We start from the raw sequence: 23289 nt of genomic DNA, 5'->3' as shown, positions 1-23289 counted from the left end.
CTTACAGCACGCCCTGGGCCAGCATCGCGTCGGCCACCTTCACGAACCCGGCGATGTTGGCACCGTCCACGTAGCTCACGCTGCCGTCCTTGCGCGTGCCGTGCTTGACGCAGGCGCCGTGGATGCTGCGCATGATCTCCAGCAGGCGTGCGTCCACTTCCTCGCGCGGCCAGCTGATGCGCATGGCGTTCTGGCTCATCTCCAGGCCCGAGGTGGCGACGCCGCCCGCGTTGCTGGCCTTGCCCGGCGCGAACAGCACGCCGCGTTCCTCGAACACCTTCACGGCTTCCAGCGTGGAGGGCATGTTGGCGCCCTCGGCCACGCACAGCACGCCGTTGTCGGCCAGGCGGCGCGCGTCCTCGCCGGTCAGCTCGTTCTGCGTGGCGCAGGGCAGGGCCACGTCGACCTTCACGCCCCAGGGCGTGGCGCCGGCCTGGAAGCGGCCACCGGCACGCTTGGCGTAGTCGCTCACGCGGCCGTACAGGTGGTTCTTGACGTCCATGAGCTCGGCCAGCTTCTCGGTCGTGAAGCCGTCCTCGTCCACCACGGTGCCGCTGGAGTCCGACACCGTGACCACCTTGGCGCCCAGCGCCATGGCCTTCTCGATCGCGTACTGCGCGACGTTGCCGGCGCCGGAGACCGACACGCGCATCCCATCCAGCGACTTGCCCTGGTGCGCCAGCATCTCCTGCGCGAAGTAGACCGTGCCGTAGCCCGTGGCCTCAGGGCGGATCAGCGAGCCGCCGAAGGCGAGGCCCTTGCCCGTGAACACGCAGTCAGCGCGGTTGGTCAGCTTCTTGACCATGCCGGCGATGAAGCCGACCTCGCGGCCGCCCACGCCGATGTCGCCGGCCGGCACGTCGGTGTCGGCACCCACATGGCGGAACAGCTCGCTGGCGAAGGCCTGGCAGAAGCGCATGACCTCGGCCGGGCTCTTGCCCTTGGGGTCGAAGTCCGAGCCGCCCTTGCCGCCGCCCATGGGCAGCGTGGTCAGCGCGTTCTTGAGGGTCTGCTCGAAGGCCAGGAACTTCAGGATCGACAGGTTCACCGAGGGGTGGAAGCGCAGGCCGCCCTTGTACGGGCCGATCGCCAGGCTGTGCTGGATGCGGTAGCCGCGGTTGACCTGGATCTGGCCATGGTCGTCCTGCCAGGACACGCGGAACACCACGATGCGCTCGGGCTCCACCAGCCGCTCCAGCAGGCTTTGCTCGGCATAGCGCGGATGCTCGGCGATGAAAGGCCACAGGCTTTCCATGACCTCGGTGACGGCCTGGATGTATTCGGGCTGGCCAGGGTTGCGCTGGGCAACGTGGGCCATGAAGGCGTGGCAATCGGCGTACGGCATGAGGCGATGCAAGGATGGAATAACGTTGGAGGGGCGCCATTCTCGTGCATTTGCGCACCAAAATGGGTTCATTGCCCCTGTGGTTCCGTCCGAATTGGTGCTCGCGCCTGGATTTGGTGCGCTCAAAGATCGAGCCGCAGCACCGGGCTGCGCGCGCCCGAGCAGCAGACCATCATGGTCCGGTTGCCGGCGCGTTCGGCCTCGCCGAGCACGCTGTCGCGGTGTTCGGGCACGCCCTCCAGCACGCGCGTCTCGCAAGCGCCGCAGATGCCCTGCATGCAGGAGTACGGGGCGTCGATGCCATGGGCCAGCAGCTGGTCCAGGATGGTCGTGCCGGGCGCGACCGGCAGGCACCGGCCAGAACGCGCGAGTTCCACCACGAAGCCGCCGTCCAGTGCCGGCGCCTGCTGCGCGGCAAAGCGTTCCAGGTGCACGCGCTCGGCCGGCAGGGCGGCCGTGGCCGCCTCGAAGGCCTGCAGCATGGCCTGCGGTCCGCAGCAGTAGAAGTGGGCGCCGGCCGGTGCGGCCTGCACGGTGCGTGCGAGGTCCATGCGGCCGCTGGCAGCGTCGCTGAAGTACAGGTGCACCTGCGCGCCCAACGCCTGCAGTTCGTCCGCGAACGCGGCGCCCGCGCGCGTGCGGGCGCCGTAGTGCAGCTCCCAGGGCCGGCCCAGCTGCGCAAGCCGGGCCTGCATGGCGCGCAACGGCGTGATGCCGATGCCGCCCGCGATCAGCACGCTGTGGCCAGCGTCCTCGTGCAGCGGGAAGTGGTTGCGCGGCGGGCCGATGGACAGCAGCGTGCCCGCGTGCAGGCGCTCGTGCACGCAGCGCGAGCCGCCGCGGCCGCCGGCATCCAGTGCCACGGCCACCACATAGCGCTGGCGCTCGGTCTGCGCATTGGTCAGCGAGTAGCTGCGCACCAGCCCGCCGGCCAGGTGCAGGTCGATGTGGGCGCCGGCCTGGAACGGCGGCAGCGCTGCGCCGTCCGGCCGGCGCAGCTCGTAGGAGTGCACGTGCTGGGCCTCGCGGCGCACGGCCTCCACGCGGACCACAATGGTCTCCATCAGCCCAGTCCGCCCAGGCACACGTACTTCACGACCAGGTACTCCTCGATGCCCTGGCGCGCGCCCTCGCGGCCGAAACCCGACTGCTTGATGCCGCCGAACGGTGCCACGGCCGTGGAGATCAGCCCGCTGTTGACGCCCACCATGCCGGTTTCCAGCGCATCGATGCAGCGCCAGATGCGCGCGTGGTCGCGGCTGTAGAGGTAGGCGCCCAGGCCGAATTCCACGTTGTTGGCCGCGGCGATGGCCTCCTCCTCGCTGCGGAAGCGGAACAGAGGTGCTACCGGTCCGAAGGTCTCCTCGCGCGCGAGCAGCATGCGCGCGTCGGCGTCCGCCAGCACGGTGGGGCGGTAGTACGTGCCGCCCAGCGCATGGCGCTCGCCACCGGCCAGCACGCGGGCGCCGTGCGCGCGCGCATCGGCCACGTGGCGTTCGACCTTGGCCAGCGCATCGGCGTCGATCAGCGGGCCGATCTGCACGCCGGGTTGCGCGCCCGGCCCGACCTGGAGCGCCGCTGCGGCGCGCGCGAGCCGGGCCGCGAAGTCGTCGTAGACCGCGTCGTGCACGTAGATGCGGTTGGCCGCGATGCAGGCCTGGCCCGCGTTGCGGAACTTGGCGGTCAGCAGGCCCTCGACGGCGGCGTCCAGGTCGGCGTCCTCGAACACCAGGAAGGGCGCGTTGCCACCGAGCTCCAGCGAGAGCTTCTTGAGCGTGGGCGCCGACTGGCGCATCAGCAGCCGGCCAACCTCGGTCGAGCCCGTGAAGCTGATCTTGCGCACGCGCGGGCTCGCGGTCAGCGCACCGCCGATGGCCACCGGGTCGCCCGTCACCACGTTGAGCACGCCGGGCGGAATGCCCGCGCGCAGCGCCAGTTCCATGAGCGCCAGCGCGCAGAGCGGCGTCTGCTCGGCCGGCTTGAGCACCAGCGTGCAGCCGGCCGCCAATGCCGCCGCGGCCTTGCGCGTGACCATGGCGTACGGAAAGTTCCAGGGCGTGATGGCGGCGCAGACGCCGACCGGCTCGCGCAGCGCGAGCAGGCGCCGGTCGCCGGCCGGGCCGGGGATCACCTCGCCGTAGGTGCGGCGCGCCTCCTCGGCGTACCAGGCGATGAAGGAGGCGGCGTAGCCGACCTCGGCGCGCGCGTCGGCCAGCGGCTTGCCTTGCTCGGCCGTCAGCAGCCGGGCCAGGTCCTCCGCGTGCTGCAGCACCAAGGCATTCCACTGGTGCAGCAGCGCGCCACGGGCGCCGGCGTCCAGCCGCTTCCAGGCCGGCAGGGCGGCCTCGGCCGCGTCGACGGCGCGCCCGGTCTCGGCCGCGCCCATCCGCGGCACCTGGGCCAGCAGCGCGCCGCTGGCGGGGTCGTGCACCATGAGGTGCCCCCCGTCGTCGGCGTCGCACCAGGCGGCGCCGATGCGGGCCTGCTGGCGCAGCAGTTGCGGGTCGTCCAGGACCAGGGGAGAGGGCATGGCGGTCACTCCAGTTCGATGCGGAATTTCTTGATCAGCGCGTCCCAGCGCGCGTGGTCGGCGCGCAGCAGCCGCGCGAACTCGACCGGCGTGGTGCCGGTGGGCTCGATCTCCAGCTCGCGCAGGCGCGCCGCGATGTCGCTCTGGCCGATCACGCTGCGCGCGTCGGCGGCGATCTTCTGCACCACGGCGGCGGGCGCGCCCTTGGGCAGGAACAGGCCGTACCAGCCGACCAGCTCGTAGCCGGGCAGGCCCGACTCCGTGAGCGTCGGCACCTCGGGCAGCGAGGCCAGCCGGTGCGGGCCGGTCACCGCGAGGATGCGCAGCGAGCGGTCCTTGTGCCGCGCAGCGGCCGTGGCCGAGGAGACGAAGCCCGTGGTCACGCGGCCCGAGATCAGGTCGATCAGCATCGGGCCTTCGCCGCGGTAGGGCACGTGTGGCAGGTCCACGCCGGCGCTGGCCTTGAGCAGCTCGCCGAAGATGTGGCCGGTGGAGCCGGCGCCGAAGGAGCCGTAGCTCGGCGGCGTGGTGCCGCTCTTCAAGCCCGCGAGCAGCGCGCCGACCGAGGTGTAGGGGCTGGCGTTGCCCACCGCCAGGCCCATGGGCTGGGTGCCGAGCTGGGTCACCGGCGCCAGGTCGCTGAACGGGTCGTAGGGCAGCTTGCGGTACAGGCTCGCGTTCTGGATGAAGCCCGTCAGGTGCAGCAGCACGGTGTGGCCGTCGGGCTCGGCGCGCATCACGAGCTGCGTGGCGATGATGCCGTTGGCACCGGTGCGGTTGTCCACCACGACGGGCTGGCCCCACAGGCGGGCGAGCTTCTCGGCGATGGGGCGGACCATGGCGTCGGCCGAGCCGCCGGCCGGGTAGGGCACGACGATGGTGACGGGCTTGGTCGGCCAGGTGGCGGCCGGGGCGGCGTGCGCGAAGGCGGCCGCGCAGAGCGCGGCGCACAGCAGCAGGCGTCTGGAGGGAGAAGGCATGGCGGTCGTGGGGCGGGTGGAGTGGTTCACTGCGCCTCGGCCTGGGCCAGGCGCGCGAGGATGCGGCGGGTGGCCAGCGGCGCCTGGTCCACGGCGATGTCGAACATCGGCGCGTCGGGGCCGTCGGTGCAGGCGTTGCGCCACTGGTCTTCCATGAGCACCTTGTCCTCGTTCAGCGTGACGAGGAAGGCGTCGGCCAGTTGCTGGGTGGTCGCCTCGTCGTCCTGCCCGAAGTCGCGGTACATGGTGGAGAACTTGAAGTGCGAACCGCGCGTCTGCGGCGTGCAGGGGCCGACCACGCGGATGCGGCGCACCTGGGCCGGGTCGGTGTTGCCGACCGGCTCGGAGGTGATGTCCAGCCGGATGTTGGCGCCGGGCCAGAAGTGGATGGTCTGGGTGCGCTTGACCTCGTCCCAGCCGAACAGGCGGCGGAACACCGGCGGCGCGGCGATGCGGTCCCAGGCGCGGCGCACCACCACCGTGTCGCCGTCGATGCGGGTCTCGGGCCGGGTTTCGGCCACCAGCGGCGTGCCCACGGTCTGGCGGTGCGCATAGGAGACGTGCGAAAGGTCCATCACGTTCTCCAGGTTGTAGGTGTAGGGCGCGGCCACGTGCAGCGCGTCCGAGCGGCGGCCCACGTAGGCGGGGTTGCTGCAGATCTCGGCGTAATCCGGCACCAGGCTGGCATCGGCCAGGGCCTTGTCGCCCATCCAGATCCACAGGAAGCCGTCGCGCTCCACGAGCGGGAAGGCGCGCACGCAGGCCTTGGGCGGAATGCGTTCCTGGTTGGGAATGCGCACGCAGGCGCCGCTGCCGTCGAATTCCAGGCCGTGGTAGCCGCACTGCACGCGGTCGCCGACCAGGCGGCCCAGGTGCAGCGCCACGCGGCGGTGGCTGCAGCGGTCTTCGATGGCGGCGGCGCTGCCGTCCTGGCGCCGGAACAGCAGCACCGGCGTATCGAGCAGCGTGCGCGGGAACAGCGCGCCGGGCAGCAGTTCGTGCGCCATGGCGGCCACGTACCAGCAGTTGCGGGGGATCATCGGTCGTCTCCGTCGTGGGGGTGCGGGAACTGTAGGATTCGCAGCCGCTCCGATGCTTCACATATGTGAAGTCTGGTTTCGGGTTCACCCGCATGCAGGGACACTGGCCACCATGGACGAGAAGACGCCCGCCACGATCAAGTCGGCCCGCCGCGTGCTGGAGGTGCTGGAGCTGTTCGCCGAGCGCCGCGGGCCGGCCACGGTCTCCGCGGTGTCCGAGGCGCTGGACTACCCGCTGTCCAGCACCTCGGTGCTGCTGCGCAGCCTGGAGCGGCTGGGCTACCTGCAGCAGGACCTGGCCACGCGCGCGTTCCGCCCGACCCTGCGCGTGATGCTGCTGGGAACCTGGATGCACGACGACCTGTTCGGCCAGGGCAGCCTCTTGGCCAGCATGAACACGCTGCGCCTGCGCACGGGCCAGACCGTGATGGTGGGGCTGCGCCAAGGCGTGCACGTTCGCTTCATCCTGTCGCTGCCCAGCCTGCGGGCCAATGGGCTCAAGTTCCCGGTCGGCGTCATGCGGCCGGTGTGCCGGTCATCGGTCGGCAAGATGCTGCTGACGCGGGAGTCCGACCGCGACGTGCAGCGCATCGCGCGCGCCGCCAATGCGCAGGCCGAGGCGGCGCACCGTGTCGACGTGGCGGCCTTGCTCGACGAGGTGCGGCTGAGCCGGGCCCGCGGCTGGGCCGAGACGCGGGACTACCCGCGTCCGGGCTTCGCCACGCTGGCGGTGCTGTTGCCCGAACTGGCGGGCCAGCCGCCCATGGCGGTGACGCTGGGCATGCGGCTGGAGACGCTGCAGGCGCGCGCGGATGCGTTGCGCCAGGCGCTGCAGGAGGCGGCGCAGCGTCTGGGCCCTTGAATTCGTGGCAAGCGCCATCACCTCGTTTGGTCTAAAGTCGCGCCTTCCTTTGTGGAGATTCCGATGTACCAAGTCGCACGCACCCTCGCATTCACCCACCCCTGAGCCGTGCGCGCGCGGCTCGCCCTTGTCTTTGGGCCGGCCGCTTTCCTTTTCACGCGGGCCGGCTCCTTCCAGTGAGTTGTCACCATGTCCCGCAAAACACCGATCCAGAACGTCCGCAACATCGGCATCAGTGCCCACATCGATGCCGGCAAGACCACGACCACCGAGCGCATCCTGTTCTACACAGGCGTGAACCACAAGCTCGGTGAGGTGCACGACGGCGCCGCCACCATGGACTGGATGGAGCAGGAGCAGGAGCGCGGCATCACCATCACCTCGGCCGCCACCACCGCCTTCTGGAAGGGCATGGCCGGCACGGGCGTGGAGCACCGCATCAACATCATCGACACGCCCGGCCACGTGGACTTCACGATCGAGGTCGAGCGCAGCATGCGCGTGCTCGACGGCGCCGTGATGGTCTACGACGCCGTGGGCGGCGTGCAGCCGCAGAGCGAGACCGTCTGGCGCCAGGCCAACAAGTACAAGGTGCCGCGCCTGGCCTTCGTCAACAAGATGGACCGCGTGGGCGCGGACTTCTTCCGCGTGCAGCGCCAGATCGCCGACCGCCTGAAGGGCAATGCCGTGCCGATCCAGATTCCGGTCGGCGCGGAAGAGCACTTCCAGGGCGTGGTCGACCTCGTCAAGATGAAGGCCATCGTCTGGGACGATGCGAGCCAGGGCGTGCGCTTCACCTATGCCGACATCCCGGCCGAGCTGGCCGAGCTGGCCAACACCTGGCGCGAGAAGATGGTCGAGGCCGCGGCCGAGGCCAACGAGACGCTGCTGGACAAATACCTCAACGGCCAGGCCCTGACCGAGGAGGAGATCAAGGCCGCCCTGCGCCAGCGCACCATCGCCGGCGAGATCGTGCCCATGCTGGCCGGCAGCGCCTTCAAGAACAAGGGCGTGCAGGCCATGCTGGACGCGGTCGTCGACTACCTGCCCTCGCCGCTGGACATCCCGGCGATCGTGGGCCATGACGAACACGACCACGAGAAGACCGTGGAGCGCCATCCCTCGGATGCCGAGCCGTTCTCCGCGCTGGCCTTCAAGATCATGACCGACCCCTTCGTGGGCCAGTTGGTGTTCTTCCGCGTCTACTCGGGCACGGTGAAGTCGGGCGACCAGGTCTACAACACGGTCAAGGGCAAGCGCGAGCGGCTCGGCCGCATCGTGCAGATGCATGCCAACACGCGCCAGGAGATCGACACCGTCTACGCGGGCGACATCGCCGCGGCCGTGGGCCTGAAGGACGTGACCACGGGCGACACGCTGAGCGACCCGGCGCACGTGGTGCTGCTCGAACGCATGGTCTTCCCCGAGCCCGTGATCTCGCAGGCCGTGGAGCCCAAGACCCAGGCCGACCAGGAGAAGATGGGCGTGGCGTTGTCGCGCCTGGCGCAGGAGGATCCGTCCTTCCGCGTGCGCACCGACGAGGAATCCGGCCAGACCATCATCTCCGGCATGGGCGAGCTGCACCTGGAGATCCTGGTGGACCGCATGCTGCGCGAGTTCAACGTGGCCGCCAACGTGGGCAAGCCGCAGGTGGCCTACCGCGAGGCGATCCGCAAGACCGTGGAGGATGTGGAGGGCAAGTTCGTCAAGCAGTCCGGCGGCAAGGGCCAGTACGGGCACGTGGTGCTCAAGCTGGAACCGCAGGAGGAAGGCAAGGGCTACGAGTTCGTGGACGCCATCAAGGGCGGCGTGGTGCCGCGCGAGTTCATCCCCGCGGTGAACAAGGGTGTGCAGGAGGCGCTCAAGGCCGGCGTGCTGGCGGGCTACCCGGTGGTCGACGTCAAGGTCACGCTGACCTTCGGCTCCTACCACGACGTGGACTCGAACGAGAACGCCTTCCGCATGGCCGGCAGCATGGCCTTCCGCGAGGGCATGCGCCGCGCCACGCCGGTGCTGCTCGAGCCCATGATGGCCGTGGAGGTGGAGACGCCCGAGGACTTCATGGGCAACGTGATGGGCGACCTGTCGTCCCGCCGCGGCATGGTCCAGGGCATGGAGGACATCCCGGGCGGCGGCGGCAAGCTCGTGCGCGCCGAGGTGCCGCTGGCGGAGATGTTCGGCTACTCGACCACGCTGCGCTCGCTGAGCCAGGGCCGTGCGACCTACAGCATGGAGTTCAAGCACTACGCGCAGGCGCCGCGCGAAGTGGCCGACAAGGTCGTGGCCGACCGCCGCTGATCGGGTGACCCAGCGCCGGCCGGGGGCATTGCGTCCCCGGCCGGCGTTTTTTTTTCATGCAACTCATAATGTTGCATGAACAAAGACAGCCGACTGTCGGGCGTGCTGCACGCCCTGCTGCACATGGCCGAGATGCCGGGGCCGGCCACTTCGGAAACGCTGGCGCGCGCCATGTCCACCAACCCGGTGGTGGTGCGCCGCCTGATGGCCGGCCTGCGCGAGGCCGGCTTCGTCGCCTCGGCCAAGGGCCATGGCGGCGGCTGGGTGCTGTGCTGCCCCCTGGAGCGCATCACGCTGCGCGACATCCATGAAGCGGTGGGCGCACCGGCACTGCTGGCCGTCGGCCACCGCAGCGAAAACCCCCAATGCCTGGTGGAACAGGCCGTCAACACCGCCCTGCAGGGCGCCTACCAGCAGGCCGAGGCGCTGCTGCTCGCGCGCCTGGGCGAGGTCACGCTGGCCCAGCTGTCGGCCGACTTCCACCGCCGCATGCTGGCCAGCGGCCGCCAGCCCCACGGTTTTTCAGAGGAGATCGGACATGGACATTGACGCCCTCGTCGTCGGCGGCAGCTTCGCCGGCATCTCGGCCGCCCTGCAACTCGCGCGGGCACGCCGCCGCATCGCCGTGGTGGATGCTGGTGCGCCGCGCAACCGTTTCGCGGATGCCTCGCACGGCTTCTTCGGCCACGATGGCCGCGCGCCACTGGACCTCATGGCGCAGGCGCGTGAGCAACTGCTGGCCTACCCGACCGTGCGCTTCGTGGCCGCGCAGGCGACAGAGGCCGCGCCGCGAGGCGAGGGCTTTGCACTGCAGCTGGACAGCGGCGAGCGGCTCGTGGGCCGGCGGCTGCTGCTGGCCACCGGTGTGCGCGATCTGCTGCCCGATCTGCCCGGCCTGGCCGAGCGCTGGGGCCGGAGCGTCGCCCACTGCCCCTATTGCCATGGCTACGAGTTCGACCGCCAGCCGCTGGGGGTGCTCTACCGCATGCCGCTTTCGTTGCACCAGGCCCAGTTGATCGCCGAGTGGGGGCCGACCACGCTGTTCCTGGACGGTCACGCCATCAGCGACGAGGAGCGCGCCCACATGGCGGCCTTGGGCGTGGCGGTCGAGCCGGGCAAGGTGCTGGCGTTGGAAGGCGAGGGCACGGCGCTGGCCGGCGTGCGGCTGGCCGGGCGCGTGGTGCCGCTGCGCGGCCTGTTCCTCGCGCCCACCGTGGCCATGGCCAGCCCGCTGGCCGAGCAGCTGGGCTGCGCCTTCGAGGCCACGCCGGCCGGCCCCTTCATCCGCGTGGAGATGGGCCAGACCTCGGTGCCGGGCGTATTCGCGGCCGGTGACGCGGCCATGGCCTGGAGCAATGCCGCGCAGGCCGCGGCCGCGGGCACCCTGGCCGGCGCCGCGATGCACCGTGCCATGGTCTTCGGCTGAGCCCCCACAATCCGCGGCATGCACTGGATGCCGCGTTCCTGGAGATGGTGGCTGGCCTGGGCCCTGCTGAGCCTGGCCGGCGCGCTGCTGCTCGCGCAGCTGGCCTTGCAGCGCGAGCAGGCCGCGTTCGAGACCGACGCGCGCATCGCCCACCGGCTGCTGAGCCAGCGCGTGGTCGCGCACGACGCGGTGCTGGCCATGCTGGCGCTGTTGCAACCCGACGACGCGGCGCTGGCGCGGCTGCCCTCCGTGTATTCGCAGATCCTCACGATCCGGCGCAGCGGTGCGCCGACGCCCTGGGCCGAGCCCCTGTTGCGCCAGGCCGAGGCGCGCTCGCGTGCGACCGGCCAGCCCGCCCTGGCCGACCTGGATCTTGGCAGGGGCCGCTACCGGCTCGTGCAAGCGGCCCAGCCGGCTTCCTACGCCCTGCAGATCGACGTGGCGAGCATGGTGCCCTGGGACGAATGGCCGATGGCGCGCGACAGCAGCCCTGTGGCCGTGGCCCTGGTTCTGGGCGATGAGCGCCTGCCCGTGCAGGCCGGGCGTGCAGTCGCCCACGGCTGGGCCTACGGCTTTCGCAAGACGCTGGCCGCACCCAGCCAGCCCTTCGCGCTGGTCGCCACACGCACCGTCGGCTGGTCCGAACTGCCCTGGGGCCGGATGCTGGCGCTGTCGGCCGGTGTCGCCGCCGTGCTGGCGGCTGGGCGCTGGCTGCGCATGCAGTCGGCCGCACGGCGCCGTGCCGAAGCGCTGGTGCGTCTGGGCCAGGTGGGCCGGCTCAACGCACTCGGCGAACTGGCGGCCGGCATGGCGCACGAGCTGAACCAGCCGCTCACGGCGCTGCTGGCCAGCACGCAGGCCGCGCGCCGGCTGGTGGCCGAGGACCCACCCGAGATCGCCACGGCCCGCGCCGCCATGGACCAGGCCGTGGCCCAGGCGCGCCGCGCCTGCGAGGTCGTGGGTCGGCTGCGGCGCGCGGTCGAGCGGCCCGGGCTCGGCGCGGCCTTGCAGGCGGTGGACCTGCCGGCCGCGGTGCGCCGCGCGCTGGACCTGCTGGAGCCCGAGCTGCAACGCCGCGCCGTGGTGCTGCAACTGGATGGTGCTGCGGCCGATCTGCGGGTGCGCGCCGACCCGGTCGCCCTCGAGCAGATCGTGCACAACCTGCTGCTCAACGCCTTGCAGGCGCTGGAACAGGTGCCGCAGGCCGAGCGCCGGCTCGCGCTGCTGCTGTCGCGCGAACAGGCCGAGGGCGTGCTGGCCGTGCAGGACAGCGGGCCGGGCCTGGCTCCCGAGGTGCTGCCGCATGTGTTCGAGCCCTTCTTCAGCACGCGCGAAGGGGGGCTGGGCCTGGGCCTGTCCTTGTGCGAAAGCCTGGCCCAGGGCATGGGCGGCAGCCTCAGCGCGGCCAACGCCAGGCTGCGCGGCGGCGTGTTCCGGCTGCGGCTGCCGCTGGCTGACGGAGCCATCGCATGACCAGCACGCCGCTGGTCCAGCTCATCGACGACGACGCGGCCGTGCGCGAGGCCTTGTCGCTCTTGATCGCCACCATCGGCCTGCGCGTGCAGGCCTGGGCCGACCCCGAGGACTTCCTCGCGCACTTCGAGCGCGCGGCGATCGGCGCCATCGTGCTGGACATGCGCATGCCCGGCACCTGCGGCCTGGCGGTGCTGCAGCGCCTGGTGGCCGAGGGCGTGGACCAGCCCGTCATCATGCTGACCGGCCACGGCACGGTGGAGCTGTGCCGGCGCGCGTTCAAGTCCGGCGCGGCCGAGTTCCTCGAGAAGCCCGTGGACGAGGATCTGCTGATCGAAGCCCTGCAGAACGCCGTGCGCCAGCACGTGCGCTCGCGTGAGCGCGTGCAGGCCGACCGCGCCGCGCGGGAGCGCTACGCCCAGCTGTCGCCGCGCGAGCGCGAGGTGCTGGGCCTGATCGTGGAGGGCCTCACGAACAAGGAGATCGGCCGCGCGCTCGTGCTGTCGCCGCGCACGGTCGAGACGCACCGCGCGAACCTGTTCGACAAGCTCGGGGCCGAGTCGCTCGCGCAGCTGATCCGGCGCTACGCGGCGCTGGTCGATGGCGAGGCGGCTGCGTAGTTCTACGGAGGTGCGGGCGTAGCCGTCCGCATGGCGCTGCGGCGGCGCCATTCCTACAGTGACGGCTCTTTCTTCGGAGACCCACACATGAGAACTCTTGTCGCCGCCAGCCTTCTGGCCATGGCTTCCCAGGCCAGCTTCGCCCAGGCCGTGCGCACCGAGCGCAACATCTCGCTGGACCTGGCCAACCAGGTCGCTGCCGCCGCCGTGTCAGCCTGCGCCGCCAACGGCTACGCCGTGGCCGCCACGGTGGTCGACCACGCGGGCGGCGTGCGCGCCGTGCAGCGCGCCGACAACGCCGGCCCGCACACGCTGGCCTCGAGCGAACGCAAGGCCTGGACTTCGGCATCTGCCAAAAGCCCGACCCAGGCCATGATGGAAGGCGCGCAGAAGAACCCCGGCGCGGCCAACCTGGTCCACCTGCCCGGCTTCCTGCTGCTGGGCGGCGGTGTGCCGCTCAAGGTCGGCAACGAGACCATCGGAGCGGTCGGCGTCGGCGGCGCACCGGGCGGGCATCTGGACGAGCAATGCGCTTTGGCCGCCATCGCCAAGGTGCAGGACCTGCTCAAGTGAACAAGGTCTGGCTGGCCTGTGGATGGGCCCTGGCGCTGGCCTGGACTACCGCGGGCCTGGCCCAGACCGCGCCCAGCGCCGCCGAGGCAGCGCGCTACACCGGCGTGCTGGCCGCAGCGCAGCGCGGCGACCTCGCGGCGCTGGAGCAGCTGACGCCGGCCGCGCTGCAGGTCCGCGACGGCCAGGGCCGCACGGCCCTGCATGTGGCCACCTTCGCGCGCCAGCATGCGGCGATCCGCCGCCTGGCTGGCGCCGGTGCCGACCTCGGTGCGCTCGAGAACGACCGCTACGACGCGGTCACGATCGCCGCCGTGGCCGACGACGAGGACACGCTGCGGCTGCTGCTTTCGCTCGGCGCCAGCGCCCAGCGGGTCACGAGCCGTTACGACGGCACCGCGCTGATCGCGGCCGCGCACCTGGGCCATGCCGGGGTGGTGCGCCAGCTCATCGCAGCCGGCGCGCCGCTGGACCATGTCAACAACCTGCACTGGACGGCAGCGATCGAGGCCGTGGTGCTCGGCGACGGCGGGCCGCGCCACCAGGACACCCTGGCCGCGCTGATCGCGGCCGGTGCCAACCTGCAGCTAGCCGACCGCCAGGGCCTCACGCCGCTCGCGCTGGCCCGGGCGCGCGGCCACACCGCCATGGTCGCGATGCTGGAACGCGCGGGCGCGCGCTGAGGAGCCTGGCGTCAGGGCACCGCCCTGCGCAGCAGGGCGTCGAGACCACCGTCGTGGCGAAAGCCCAGCGCCTCGGCCTGCGGCGCGTGCAGCACCGGAAAGCGGCCGAAGTGCTGCTCGGTCTGCGCATCCGGCCGGTAGTCGACGCGGCCGGCGCGCGCGCCGTGCCGCTGCGCGATGGCCTGCACCACCTCGCCGACCGTGGCCGTCAGCGCGGGCAGCTGCACCACACGCGCAGGCGCCAGCCGCGCCGGCGGAATGGCGGCGGCGTGCAGCAGGTTGTCGACGCAGCACGCCAGGCTCATCCACCAGGCGCGCGCGTCGGGTCCGACGGGGCAGACATAGGCCTCGCCGGCGCTCAGCCGGTGCAACAGGTCGCTCATGAAGGCCGAGCCATGGCCCGTCGGCGATGGCGGCCGGGCGACGATGCCGGGCAGGCGCAGCGACAGGCCGTCGACCCCACCGCGCCGGCTGAGGTCGGCCAGCAGGATCTCGGCCATGCGCTTGTGCGCGCCGTAGCTCAGCAGCGGCTGGGTGGGCTGGTCCTCGTGCATCGCCGGCTCCATGGGCAGCGCGCCGTACACGGCGATCGAGCTGGCGAACACCACGCGCGCCGGCGGACCGGGCAGCTCGGCGAGCCGCTGCCACAGTGCGGCCGTGGCCAACAGGTTCACGGCCATGCCGCCATCGGGCAGGGCTTCGGCGCGGCTGCCCGGCAGGCTGGCGAGATGGAACACGCCATCGGGCGGTTGCGCCAGCGCCTGCTGCAGCGTGGCTGGCGCGGCGAAGTCGCCGGCCACGGCGCGCACGCGCCGGTCGCGCAGCCAGGGCAGCGCTTGCGCATCCAGTTGCCGGTCCACGGCGACCAGTTGTTCGAGCCCGGGCTGTTGCAGCAGGCGCTGGACCAGGCCCTGGCCGACGAAGCCGCCGGCCCCCGTGACCAGCACGCGCTTCATGGGCGAGCGGTCCGGTCGGCCACCTCTGCCACCGGTGCGGCCTGCACGACCCGCTGGTCGATCACGCCGAACGGCGCCTGGTCGCCGGGCGCCATGCGCGCGCGCATGCGCACGCGGTCGCCGAAGCGCATGAAGCCGGTGCGCGGCGCGCCCTGCTCCAGCATCTCGATCACGCGGCGTTCCGCGATGCAGGTGGAGCCGACGGCGCGGCCCGCGTTGGAGACCGTGCCCGAGCCGATCAGCGTGCCCGCCGACAGGCGCCGCGTGCGTGCCGCGTGCGCGATCAGTTCGCCGAAGTGGAAGTTCATCTCCGCGCCGTGCGGATGCCCGAAGGCCTCGCCGTTCCAGTGGACCTCCAGTTCCAGGTGCACGCGGCCATCCTGCCAGTGCGGGCCCAGCTCGTCGGGCGTCACGGCCACCGGCGCGAAGCTGGTGGACGGCTTGGCCTGCAGGAAGCCGAAGCCCGATTGCATCTCGCGCGGGCCCAGCGCGCGCAGGCTCCAGTCGTTGAGCTGCACGAGCAGCCGCACGGCGCCGAGCGCGGCGGCCGGTGTGACGCCCATCGGAACGGGGCCGACGATGACGCCGAACTCGCCTTCGAAGTCGATGCCCAGGGCTTCGTCGGGCAGGGGCACGTCCTCGCAAGGCCCGAGGAAATCGTCGGCAGCGCCCTGGTACATCACCGGCACGGTGTCGAACTGCGGGATCGGTGCCGTGCCGAAGGCGCGCTCCATCAGGCGGCCGTGGTTCAGGAAGGCCGAGCCGTCGCACCACTGGAAGCAGCGCGGCAGCGGCGCCATGCAGTCCGCGGGCACGAACGGGGTGGCATCTGGCACCTGGCCCGCGTTCAGGCGGTCGGACAGCTGGGCCAGCCGGGGCGCGGCGTCCGGCCAGTCGGCCAGCGCCTGCAGCAGGTGGGGGGTGATGGCGTCGGCCGGAACGGCCTGTTGCAGATCGCGCGAGACGACAACGAGGCGGCCGTCGGGCCTGCCGTTGCGCAAGGTGGCGAGTTTCATGGGAATGGAAGTGAAGTGGCCGCCTTAGCTGCCGTCCGAGACCAAGGTGCCGCCATCGACGACGATGTTTTGTCCGGTGACGAAGGCGCCCGCGGCGCTGGCCAGCATGGCCACCACGCCCGCCACCTCGTGCGGCTCGCCCACGCGGCGCAGCGGCGTGGCCGCGAGCCGGCGTTGCAGGAAGGCGGCATCCTCGAGCAGCGGCGCCGCCAGCGGGGTGCGCACCAGCCCGGGCGACACGGCGTTCACGCGCACGCCGCGCGGACCCCACTCGACGGCGAGGTTGCGCGCCAGCTGGGCCAGCGCCGCCTTGCTGAGCCCGTACAGACCGATGCGCCCGTTGCCGCGCAGGCCGGCGATGCTGGCCATCAACACCACGCTGCCGCCCCCGCCTGCGGCCATGGCCGGCAGCAAGCGGTCGGCGAAGCGCGCGGCGCCGCGCAGGTTGACGTCGAACACGCGTTGCCAGTCGGCGTCCCCGGCCTGGGCCAGCGGCGCCGCAGGACCCTGCATGCCGGCGTTGCAGACCAGCACGTCGAGGCGTCCGTGCCATTGCAGCGCGGCCTCGGCGGCCTGGGCCACGCTGGCGGCGACGCCCACGTCGCAGGCCAGCGCCAGGGCCTGCGCGCCCGCGGTCTGCAGCGTGCGCGCCGCCCGTGCGCAGGCCTGCGCGTCGCGGTCGACGAGCACCACGGCCGCACCTTGCTGCGCGAGCAGTTCGGCGATGGCCCAGCCGATGCCGCTGGCCGCGCCCGTGACCAGCGCGACCCGGCCGGCCAGGCCGAAGAGATCAGTCGAGCGTGACATGGGCCTCGCGGATCACCTGGCCCCAGCGGGCCGTCTCGCTGCGGACGAGTTCGGCGAATTCCGCCTGCGAACTCGGCGCGACCGTCAGCCCGAGATCGCCGTAGCGCTGCGCCACCTCGGGCGATTGCACGGCCTGCACGACGGCCGCGTGCAGGCGGTCGATGACGGGTTGCGGCGTGCCGCGGCGCACGACGACACCGGTCCAGCCCGGTGCGTCCAGCTCGGGCATGCCCAGCTCCGTCAGCGTCGGCACGTCCGGCAGCTGCGCCAGCCGGCGGCGTGCGCCGACCAGGGCCACGGCCCGGAGCTTGCGCTCGCGCACCATGGGGATGCTGTTGGCCACCACGTCCAGCATCATGTCGATCTGCCCGCCGATCAGGTCCTGCACCGCCGGCGCGGCGCCCTTGTAGGCCACGTGGGTGAAGTTGCCCTTGGTCTGGCGCTTGAGCATTTCGCCCCAGATGTGGGGCTGGCTGCCGATGCCGTAGGAGCCGTAATTCAGGCCGCGCGGTGAGGCCGCCGCGCGCAGCAGGTCGGCCCAGCTGTTGATGGCGCTGGTGACGGGCACGACCACCAGCAGCGGTGCCGTGAGCAGGCGCGTCAGCGGCGCGAAGTCCTTCAGCGTGTCGTAGTTGAGCTTGGGGTACAGGCCCGCGTTCATGGCGAACGGACCGAGGTCGCCGTAGAGCAGGGTGTGGCCGTCGGCCGGCTGCTGCTTGACATAGGCAGCGCCGATCTGGCCACCGGCGCCGGGCTTGTTCTCCACGATGACCGTCTGGCCCAGGCCTTCCGCGAGTTTTTGCGCCAGCAGGCGCGAGAGCGCATCACCGAAGCCGCCGGCCGGGTAGGGAACGACCCAGTTCAGCGGGCGCGCGGGGAAGGCGGGGGCGGGCTGGGCCCGGGCGGCCGGGGCCAGCGCAAGGGCTGCCGCGGCGCCCAGCAGGGAACGTCGTGAATGCATGGGTCTCCACCATCGGGTTGCACCGCGTTGTGGCCGCGGCGGCGCGAGTATCGGCAGCGGCGGACGCCGCTGCGATCGGGATCTTGCGAAGCCTGTCGGTTTCCTGCGTTCAGGCCGAACGCCGCAGGGCCGAAGGGGCGCAACCCCAGTGGCGGCGGAACACCTGGGCGAAGTGGGCCGCCGAGGCGTAGCCGGTCTCCTGCGCGATCTCCAGCACCGACTGGCGGCCGGTCAGCAGCAGGTGGCGCGCGTGCTGCATGCGGCGTGCCGTCACGAACTGGTGGGGCGACTGGCCGCAGCTGGCCTTGAAGCAGCGCGCGAAGTGAAAGGGGCTCAGCCCCAGCGTGGCCGCCAGCGTTTCCAGCGGCCAGGGCGCGTCCAGGCGCGATTCGACCAGGTCGGTGATCTGGCGCAGCTGGCGCCCGCTCAGAGATGCCGCCGGACGGCGGCCCGCATCGGCATGGCTGTAATGCTCCAGCAGGTGCACCGCCAGACCCATGGCCATGGCGTCGCCGAAGCCGGCCTGCAAGGAGGTGTTGCTGTCCAGCGAGGTGTGCAGCACCTCGGCGAGCGAATGCAGCAGCGCGTCGGCCTGGCCGAAGCTGCTGCGCAGCCGCCGGGTGGCGGCCCCCGTGTCGCCGGCCGCGCGCTCCAGCCACACGGGCGACAGGTCGATGTGCAGGTTGTCGCGCGGCAGCTCGCTGCGCCAGAAGGTCGGGGTGCCCGCGGGCACCAGCACGGCCTGGCCCGTGTGCCAGACGGTGTCGGCCGCGAGCGCGCCGTGCTGTTGCAAGAGGCGCGTGGGCGGGCCGCGCCGGATGACGATGCAATGCTGGCCCGTGGGCGGCACGTACAGGTCTTGCACCGGGCTGGCCTGCTCCCAGACCACCATGCCGTGCCAGGGGCGGCCCAGGCTGGAGCGCCGCACGGCGCCGGGCACGGCCTGGGCGGCCACATCGATATAAGCGTGCTCCAGCGCGCGCCAGCGTTGCGGATCGATGGCGGCGTCCAGCATGGCCGGCCTGAGGGCGGTGATGGCGGTGGTGGCGTCGGACTCAGCCCAGCGTCACGCGCGCGAACTTGCGCTTGCCCACCTGCACGACGTAGGTGCCGGCCGCGAGCTTGAGTCCCTTGTCGCTGACCACGCTGGAATCCACGCGCACGCCGCCGCCGTCGATCAGGCGGTTGCCTTCGCCGCTGGAGGCCGCCAGGCCGGCCGCCTTGAGCAGGGCGCCGATGCCCATGGGCGCACCGCTGAGCTGCACCTCGGGGATCTCGTCGGGCACGCCGCCCTTGCTGCGGTTGATGAAGTCCTGCTCTGCCGCATCGGCGGCCTGGGCGCTGTGGAAGCGCGCGGTGATCTCCTTGGCCAGCGCGACCTTGGCGTCCTTGGGGTTGCGCCCGCCGTCGACCTCGGCCTTGAGCGCGGCGATCTCGGCCTCGCTCTTGAACGACAGCAGCGTGTACCAGCGCCACATCAGCACATCGCTGATCGACAGCACCTTGGCGAACATGGTGTTGGGCGCTTCGGAGATGCCGATGTAGTTGTTCTTGCTCTTGGACATCTTCTCCACGCCGTCAAGCCCTTCGAGCAGCGGCATGGTCAGGATGCACTGGGGCTCCTGCCCGTACTCGGCCTGCAGGTGGCGGCCCATGAGCAGGTTGAACTTCTGGTCGGTGCCGCCCAGTTCCAGGTCGCTCTTGAGCGCGACCGAGTCGTAGCCCTGCAGCAGCGGGTACAGGAATTCGTGCAGGCTGATCGAGGTGCCGGCGCGGAAGCGGTCGTGGAAGTCGTTGCGCTCCATCATGCGCGCCACGGTGTACTTGGCCGCCAGCTGGATCAGGCCGCGCGTGCCCAGCGGGTCGCTCCACTCGCTGTTGTAGCGGATCTCGGTCTTGGACGGATCCAGCACGAGGCTGGCCTGCTTGTAATAGGTCTGGGCGTTGGCTTCGATCTGCTCGCGCGTGAGCGGCGGGCGCGTGCTGTTGCGGCCCGATGGGTCGCCGATCGTGGTCGTGAAGTCGCCGATCAGGAAGATCACAGTGTGGCCCAGATCTTGCAGCTGGCGCATCTTGTTCAGCACCACGGTGTGGCCGATGTGGATGTCCGGCGCGGTCGGGTCCAGGCCCAGCTTGATGCGCAGCGGCTGGCCGCTGGCCTCGGCCTTCTGCAGTTTCCTGATCCAGTCGGCCTGGGGAATGAGTTCGTCGCAACCGCGCAAGGTCACTGCCAGGGCGTGCTGTACACGATCGCTCAACGATTGAATGCTCTCGTTAATTTTGTCTACAGACGTGTCCATTAGGGTTATCCATTTGTTGCAGGCCGGTGACGTCGATATACTGCGCCCGGTTTTTTGGTGCAATTTTAGGTTGCGCTGTAAGACGAAAACCCGATCTCTTGCAATCCGCCGCGGCGGGTTCGCTTCCGTTTCTTCCTTCGTTCAGGGGACAAGCTTTTGAAAAACGGGCTGGCCACCGTTCTCGATTCCGTTGTGCCTTTCTTGCGGCGCCACCCCAAACGTCTGACTGCCTTGTTGGCTGCCGTGCTGCTGTGCGGCGGCGGCGGCGCCTTTGCCGTGGCCTCGCTCGGCCCTGACGTGTCCGACATGCCGGTGCGCGAGCTCACGCAGAGCGTCACGCCGCTGGCGCTGGACACGCAGATCGAGGCGCTGGACCTGCACCGCTTCAACCTCTACCGGACCGAGACCACACGCTCCAGCGACACCGCGCGTTCGCTGCTGGACCGCCTGGGCATCGCCGACACGGCTGCCGTGGCCTATCTGAGCCGCGATGCGCGCGTGCGCCAGAACCTGCTGGGCCGCGCCGGCCGGCTGGTCACGGCCGAGGCCGCCGACGACCACAGTCTGCAACGCCTGAGCATGCGCTGGATCACCAGCCCCGACGCCACGGTGTTCCAGCGCCTCGTGGTCGAGCGCACGCCGCAGGGCTTCACGTCCCGCATCGAGCAGGCGCCGCTCACGGCCGGCAGCCAGCTGGCCAGCGGCGTGATCACGTCCTCGCTGTTCGCTGCGACCGACGACGCCGGCCTGCCCGAATCGGTGGCCTCGCAGATCGCCGAGATGTTCTCGGGCGACATCGATTTCCGCAGCGCGCTGCGCCGCGGCGACCGCTTCTCGGTGGTCTACGAGACGCTGGAGGCCGACGGCGAGGTGCTGCGCGCCGGCCGCGTGCTGAGCGCCGAGTTCGCCAACAACGGCAAGGTGTTCCAGTCCATGTGGTTCCAGGAGCCTGGCCAGAAGGGCGGCTACTACGGCCTGGACGGCCAGAGCCTGCGCCGCGCCTTCCTGGCCTCGCCGATGGAGTTCTCGCGCGTGACCAGCGGTTTCGCCAACCGCTTCCATCCCATCCTCAAGCAATGGCGCGCGCACCTGGGCGTGGACTACGGCGCGCCCACCGGCACGGCCGTGCGCACCGTGGGCGATGGCGTGGTCGAGTTCGCCGGCGTGCAGAACGGCTTCGGCAACGTCATTTATGTCAAGCACCGCAACGACATGGTGACGGTTTACGCCCATCTCTCGCGCATCCTCGTCAAGAAGGGCGAGCGCGTGGAGCAGGGCCAACACATCGGCGCCGTCGGCGCGACAGGCTGGGCGACCGGCCCGCACCTGCACTTCGAATTCCGCGTGAACGGCGAGCACCAGGACCCCATGGTCATGGCCCGGCAGGCCGAGGCCGGTACCGTGTCGGCCGCGGCCAAGGCCGCGTTCGAGCGTCAGGCCTCCGTCATGCGCCAGCTGCTGGCGACGGCCGGCGCAGTCCAGCAGGCCAGCGCACAGTAAGCCGGCGATGGCCGAGCGCTTCATCGGCCTGATGTCCGGCACCTCGCTGGACGGCGTGGACGGCGTGCTGGCCGAAGATGCAGGCCAGGGCCTGCGCGTGCTGGCCCATGTGGCGGCCCCGTTCGACGCCGCGCTGCGCGCCGAGCTGCTGGCCCTGAACACGCCCGGCGACAACGAGCTGCACCGCGCAGCGCTGGCTGCCAACGGCGTGGCGCAGGCCTACGCCCAGGTCGTGCGGCAGCTGCTGCAGCATGCGGGCCTGGCGCCCGCCCAGGTGCGTGCCATCGGCGCCCATGGCCAGACCGTGCGCCACCAGCCCCAGGCATTCGATGGTGTGGGCTACACGCTGCAACTGCTCAACCCTTCGCTGCTGGCCGAGCGCAGCGGCATCGCCGTCGTCGCCGACCTGCGCAGCCGCGACCTCGCCGCGGGCGGCCAGGGCGCGCCGCTGGTGCCGGCCTTCCACCAGGCGCAGTTCGGCCAGCCGGATGCCGTGCTCGCGGTGCTGAACCTGGGCGGCATCTCCAATCTCAGCGTGCTGCCGCCGCAGGGCCGGGACGCGGCCGTGCTCGGGTTCGACTGCGGGCCGGGCAATGCGCTGCTCGACCTCTGGTGCCAGCGCCACCGTGGCCAGCCCTACGACGCCGATGGCGCCTGGGCCGCCAGCGGCCGGGTGCATGCCGGCCTGCTCGCCGCGCTGCGGGCCGAGCCCTTCTTCGCCCAACCGCCCCCCAAGAGCACGGGGCGTGACCTGTTCCATGCGGACTGGCTGGCGGCGCGGCTTGCGCCGTTCCCGGGCCTGGCGCCGGCCGACGTGCAGGCCACGCTGGCCGAGCTGACGGCCGGGGTCTGCGTGGACGCCGTGCGCACGCATGCGCCCGCGGCCGCGCGGCTGGCGGTCTGCGGCGGGGGCGCCTTCAACGGCGACCTCATGCGCCGACTGCAGGCCGGCCTGCCGCGGTTGCAGGTGGTGTCGTCCCAGGCCCTGGGGCTGCCGCCGCAGCAGGTCGAGGCGGCGGCGTTCGCCTGGCTGGCCAGCCGCACGCTGCGCGGCCAGACCGGCAGCCTGGCCAGCGTGACGGGTGCGCGCGGCGCGCGCGTGCTCGGAGCGGTCTACCCCGCCTGAGCCGCCGCCGTGGTGGCGGTGTTTCCTTGCGGGAACAAAGGCTTATTTGTAACGGGAGAAAGCCCGTCGGGTTTGGACCCGCCATGGGCCGGTGTCATCATGGGCCATCCCCCCGGCGGCTGGCCGGTTGTTTTTTGAGAAAGATAGAGGATCGATGTCTTTGCTGGTGTTGGTGCTTGGCCTGTCGGGAATCGCGACCGCGGTGCTGGTCTGGTATGTGCGCTGGCGCCGCGAACGGCGTGCCGAACAGGCTCGGCTGTGGCAACAGCACCGCGAGTGGCAGTCGACGCGCCAGCACGAGCAGTCCTGAGAGGGTGTATCTAAAATGATTCACCCAGCCAGCCTAGTCGCGAGCATACGCGCTTCGGCGAGCCAGACCCAGGCCACGGGCGCCCATTTGGAGCGGTCATGGTGAGCGATGAGCCTGCGCGCACGCTCATTCCAGGCATGGGTGCGCTCGACGACCCAGCGTTTGGCCTGGACGACAAAGCCCTTGGCGGGAACCTCAGGCCACAGTTGCTGCTGCTCGGCGACGAAGGTGCCCGTCACGCGGTTGGAGGGCCGGCGCACGATCTCCACGGCAATGCCGTGGGTCTTCTCCGGATTCATCGCGCACTGGCCACCGTAGGCCGAATCTGCGTAAAGCCTCTTCAGGCCCGTCACCTTGGCACAGGCTTGCGCGACAACGCAGGTAGCACCGTCGCGGTCCTGCACGCTGGCGCAAGTGACAGTCACGGCCAGCAGCAGCCCCAGCGTGTCGACCACCAGGTGGCGCTTGCGGCCTTTGACCTTCTTG

General features: G+C 71.3%; 23 protein-coding genes. 11 read left to right on the top strand and 12 right to left on the bottom strand.

Annotation, left to right across the window (positions count from 1 at the left end):
- Nucleotide 1: 1 nt before the first annotated feature.
- The 5 genes from gdhA to IE209_RS21300 form a co-directional block, all read right to left on the bottom strand.
- Nucleotides 2-1345 carry an NADP-specific glutamate dehydrogenase gene (gene gdhA / locus IE209_RS21320; RefSeq protein ID WP_189688926.1) on the bottom strand — a complete coding sequence of 448 codons (1344 nt, stop codon included), beginning with the start codon at nucleotides 1343-1345 and terminating at the stop codon, nucleotides 2-4.
- 122 nt (nucleotides 1346-1467) lie between these two features.
- Complete coding sequence (locus IE209_RS21315; protein ID WP_189688925.1) at nucleotides 1468-2409, bottom strand: PDR/VanB family oxidoreductase; 942 nt, start codon at nucleotides 2407-2409, stop codon at nucleotides 1468-1470.
- Nucleotides 2409-3875, bottom strand: coding sequence for an NAD-dependent succinate-semialdehyde dehydrogenase (locus IE209_RS21310; RefSeq protein ID WP_189688924.1), 1467 nt, complete (start codon nucleotides 3873-3875; stop codon nucleotides 2409-2411). Before IE209_RS21310 ends, IE209_RS21315 begins: the two co-directional genes overlap by 1 nt.
- Before the next feature lie 5 nt (nucleotides 3876-3880).
- Complete coding sequence (locus IE209_RS21305) at nucleotides 3881-4855, bottom strand: tripartite tricarboxylate transporter substrate binding protein (protein ID WP_189688923.1); 975 nt, start codon at nucleotides 4853-4855, stop codon at nucleotides 3881-3883.
- A gap of 26 nt (nucleotides 4856-4881) precedes the next feature.
- Nucleotides 4882-5895 (bottom strand): Rieske 2Fe-2S domain-containing protein, encoded by a 1014-nt coding sequence (locus IE209_RS21300; RefSeq protein ID WP_189688922.1) that lies wholly within the window; start codon nucleotides 5893-5895, stop codon nucleotides 4882-4884.
- 112 nt (nucleotides 5896-6007) lie between these two features.
- On the opposite strand from IE209_RS21300, the gene IE209_RS21295 reads away from it, so the two are divergent.
- The 8 genes from IE209_RS21295 to IE209_RS21260 all read left to right on the top strand — a co-directional run bounded on the left by IE209_RS21295 (nucleotide 6008) and on the right by IE209_RS21260 (nucleotide 13827).
- Nucleotides 6008-6757, top strand: coding sequence for an IclR family transcriptional regulator (locus IE209_RS21295; RefSeq protein ID WP_189688921.1), 750 nt, complete (start codon nucleotides 6008-6010; stop codon nucleotides 6755-6757).
- Nucleotides 6758-6946: 189 nt separating this feature from the next.
- Nucleotides 6947-9055, top strand: a complete 2109-nt coding sequence (fusA, locus tag IE209_RS21290) for an elongation factor G (RefSeq protein ID WP_189688920.1) — start codon at nucleotides 6947-6949, stop codon at nucleotides 9053-9055.
- Between the two features lie 75 nt (nucleotides 9056-9130).
- Entirely contained in the window at nucleotides 9131-9604 is a 474-nt protein-coding gene (locus IE209_RS21285) for an Rrf2 family transcriptional regulator (protein ID WP_189688919.1), read from the top strand.
- Nucleotides 9594-10481 (top strand): NAD(P)/FAD-dependent oxidoreductase, encoded by an 888-nt coding sequence (locus IE209_RS21280; RefSeq protein WP_189688918.1) that lies wholly within the window; start codon nucleotides 9594-9596, stop codon nucleotides 10479-10481. The genes IE209_RS21285 and IE209_RS21280 overlap by 11 nt, the downstream gene beginning before the upstream one ends.
- An 18-nt stretch (nucleotides 10482-10499) precedes the next feature.
- Nucleotides 10500-11954, top strand: coding sequence for a sensor histidine kinase (locus tag IE209_RS21275; protein ID WP_189688917.1), 1455 nt, complete (start codon nucleotides 10500-10502; stop codon nucleotides 11952-11954).
- Complete coding sequence (locus IE209_RS21270; protein ID WP_189688916.1) at nucleotides 11951-12574, top strand: response regulator transcription factor; 624 nt, start codon at nucleotides 11951-11953, stop codon at nucleotides 12572-12574. The genes IE209_RS21275 and IE209_RS21270 overlap by 4 nt, the downstream gene beginning before the upstream one ends.
- A gap of 87 nt (nucleotides 12575-12661) precedes the next feature.
- The gene (locus tag IE209_RS21265) at nucleotides 12662-13147 is read left to right on the top strand and encodes a GlcG/HbpS family heme-binding protein (protein WP_189688915.1); all 486 of its coding nucleotides are present in this window, start codon (nucleotides 12662-12664) and stop codon (nucleotides 13145-13147) included.
- Nucleotides 13144-13827, top strand: a complete 684-nt coding sequence (locus IE209_RS21260) for an ankyrin repeat domain-containing protein (protein ID WP_229882979.1) — start codon at nucleotides 13144-13146, stop codon at nucleotides 13825-13827. The genes IE209_RS21265 and IE209_RS21260 overlap by 4 nt, the downstream gene beginning before the upstream one ends.
- 11 nt (nucleotides 13828-13838) lie before the next feature.
- On the opposite strand, the gene IE209_RS21255 is transcribed toward IE209_RS21260, so the two are convergent.
- The 6 genes from IE209_RS21255 to tyrS all read right to left on the bottom strand — a co-directional run bounded on the left by IE209_RS21255 (nucleotide 13839) and on the right by tyrS (nucleotide 19867).
- Entirely contained in the window at nucleotides 13839-14783 is a 945-nt protein-coding gene (locus IE209_RS21255; RefSeq protein ID WP_189688914.1) for an NAD-dependent epimerase/dehydratase family protein, read from the bottom strand.
- Nucleotides 14780-15799 (bottom strand): fumarylacetoacetate hydrolase family protein, encoded by a 1020-nt coding sequence (locus IE209_RS21250; protein ID WP_189688913.1) that lies wholly within the window; start codon nucleotides 15797-15799, stop codon nucleotides 14780-14782. Before IE209_RS21250 ends, IE209_RS21255 begins: the two co-directional genes overlap by 4 nt.
- Nucleotides 15800-15823: 24 nt before the next feature.
- Nucleotides 15824-16606, bottom strand: coding sequence for an SDR family NAD(P)-dependent oxidoreductase (locus IE209_RS21245; protein WP_189688912.1), 783 nt, complete (start codon nucleotides 16604-16606; stop codon nucleotides 15824-15826).
- Nucleotides 16590-17567, bottom strand: a complete 978-nt coding sequence (locus IE209_RS21240) for a Bug family tripartite tricarboxylate transporter substrate binding protein (protein ID WP_189688911.1) — start codon at nucleotides 17565-17567, stop codon at nucleotides 16590-16592. The genes IE209_RS21245 and IE209_RS21240 overlap by 17 nt, the downstream gene beginning before the upstream one ends.
- Before the next feature lie 109 nt (nucleotides 17568-17676).
- A complete protein-coding gene (locus IE209_RS21235) occupies nucleotides 17677-18582 on the bottom strand; it encodes a helix-turn-helix domain-containing protein (RefSeq protein ID WP_189688910.1) in 906 nt (301 codons plus the stop codon).
- Between the two features lie 40 nt (nucleotides 18583-18622).
- A complete protein-coding gene (gene tyrS, locus IE209_RS21230; RefSeq protein ID WP_189688909.1) occupies nucleotides 18623-19867 on the bottom strand; it encodes a tyrosine--tRNA ligase in 1245 nt (414 codons plus the stop codon).
- Between the two features lie 156 nt (nucleotides 19868-20023).
- Between tyrS and IE209_RS21225 the strand changes: the two genes are divergently transcribed.
- From IE209_RS21225 to IE209_RS21215, 3 genes are all read left to right on the top strand, one after another.
- Complete coding sequence (locus IE209_RS21225; RefSeq protein ID WP_189688908.1) at nucleotides 20024-21367, top strand: M23 family metallopeptidase; 1344 nt, start codon at nucleotides 20024-20026, stop codon at nucleotides 21365-21367.
- 7 nt (nucleotides 21368-21374) lie between these two features.
- The gene (locus tag IE209_RS21220) at nucleotides 21375-22493 is read left to right on the top strand and encodes an anhydro-N-acetylmuramic acid kinase (protein WP_189688907.1); all 1119 of its coding nucleotides are present in this window, start codon (nucleotides 21375-21377) and stop codon (nucleotides 22491-22493) included.
- A 154-nt stretch (nucleotides 22494-22647) separates the two neighbouring features.
- Entirely contained in the window at nucleotides 22648-22803 is a 156-nt protein-coding gene (locus IE209_RS21215) for a hypothetical protein (RefSeq protein ID WP_189688906.1), read from the top strand.
- 20 nt (nucleotides 22804-22823) lie between these two features.
- Here the strand turns inward: IE209_RS21215 and IE209_RS21210 are convergent.
- Nucleotides 22824-23289, bottom strand: a 466-nt coding sequence (locus tag IE209_RS21210; protein ID WP_189688905.1) for a transposase, incomplete at its 5' end; no start/stop codon positions are given.

The sequence above is a fragment of the Pseudorhodoferax aquiterrae genome (assembly GCF_014652235.1).
Taxonomy (GTDB): Bacteria; Pseudomonadota; Gammaproteobacteria; order Burkholderiales; family Burkholderiaceae_C; genus Pseudorhodoferax; species Pseudorhodoferax aquiterrae.
Note: the sequence above shows the minus strand (reverse complement) of the source record. Positions and strands in the feature narration are given on the sequence as shown.

What these genes read in the sequence shown, in the direction of transcription:
- gdhA (WP_189688926.1), bottom strand. Translation starts at nt 1,345, where the DNA reads ATGCCGTACGCCGATTGCCACGCCTTCATGGCCCACGTTGCCCAGCGC.
- IE209_RS21315 (WP_189688925.1), bottom strand. Translation starts at nt 2,409, where the DNA reads ATGGAGACCATTGTGGTCCGCGTGGAGGCCGTGCGCCGCGAGGCCCAG.
- IE209_RS21310 (WP_189688924.1), bottom strand. Translation starts at nt 3,875, where the DNA reads ATGCCCTCTCCCCTGGTCCTGGACGACCCGCAACTGCTGCGCCAGCAG.
- IE209_RS21305 (WP_189688923.1), bottom strand. Translation starts at nt 4,855, where the DNA reads ATGCCTTCTCCCTCCAGACGCCTGCTGCTGTGCGCCGCGCTCTGCGCG.
- IE209_RS21300 (WP_189688922.1), bottom strand. Translation starts at nt 5,895, where the DNA reads ATGATCCCCCGCAACTGCTGGTACGTGGCCGCCATGGCGCACGAACTG.
- IE209_RS21295 (WP_189688921.1), top strand. Translation starts at nt 6,008, where the DNA reads ATGGACGAGAAGACGCCCGCCACGATCAAGTCGGCCCGCCGCGTGCTG.
- fusA (WP_189688920.1), top strand. Translation starts at nt 6,947, where the DNA reads ATGTCCCGCAAAACACCGATCCAGAACGTCCGCAACATCGGCATCAGT.
- IE209_RS21285 (WP_189688919.1), top strand. Translation starts at nt 9,131, where the DNA reads ATGAACAAAGACAGCCGACTGTCGGGCGTGCTGCACGCCCTGCTGCAC.
- IE209_RS21280 (WP_189688918.1), top strand. Translation starts at nt 9,594, where the DNA reads ATGGACATTGACGCCCTCGTCGTCGGCGGCAGCTTCGCCGGCATCTCG.
- IE209_RS21275 (WP_189688917.1), top strand. Translation starts at nt 10,500, where the DNA reads ATGCACTGGATGCCGCGTTCCTGGAGATGGTGGCTGGCCTGGGCCCTG.
- IE209_RS21270 (WP_189688916.1), top strand. Translation starts at nt 11,951, where the DNA reads ATGACCAGCACGCCGCTGGTCCAGCTCATCGACGACGACGCGGCCGTG.
- IE209_RS21265 (WP_189688915.1), top strand. Translation starts at nt 12,662, where the DNA reads ATGAGAACTCTTGTCGCCGCCAGCCTTCTGGCCATGGCTTCCCAGGCC.
- IE209_RS21255 (WP_189688914.1), bottom strand. Translation starts at nt 14,783, where the DNA reads ATGAAGCGCGTGCTGGTCACGGGGGCCGGCGGCTTCGTCGGCCAGGGC.
- IE209_RS21250 (WP_189688913.1), bottom strand. Translation starts at nt 15,799, where the DNA reads ATGAAACTCGCCACCTTGCGCAACGGCAGGCCCGACGGCCGCCTCGTT.
- IE209_RS21245 (WP_189688912.1), bottom strand. Translation starts at nt 16,606, where the DNA reads ATGTCACGCTCGACTGATCTCTTCGGCCTGGCCGGCCGGGTCGCGCTG.
- IE209_RS21240 (WP_189688911.1), bottom strand. Translation starts at nt 17,567, where the DNA reads ATGCATTCACGACGTTCCCTGCTGGGCGCCGCGGCAGCCCTTGCGCTG.
- IE209_RS21235 (WP_189688910.1), bottom strand. Translation starts at nt 18,582, where the DNA reads ATGCTGGACGCCGCCATCGATCCGCAACGCTGGCGCGCGCTGGAGCAC.
- tyrS (WP_189688909.1), bottom strand. Translation starts at nt 19,867, where the DNA reads ATGGACACGTCTGTAGACAAAATTAACGAGAGCATTCAATCGTTGAGC.
- IE209_RS21220 (WP_189688907.1), top strand. Translation starts at nt 21,375, where the DNA reads ATGGCCGAGCGCTTCATCGGCCTGATGTCCGGCACCTCGCTGGACGGC.
- IE209_RS21215 (WP_189688906.1), top strand. Translation starts at nt 22,648, where the DNA reads ATGTCTTTGCTGGTGTTGGTGCTTGGCCTGTCGGGAATCGCGACCGCG.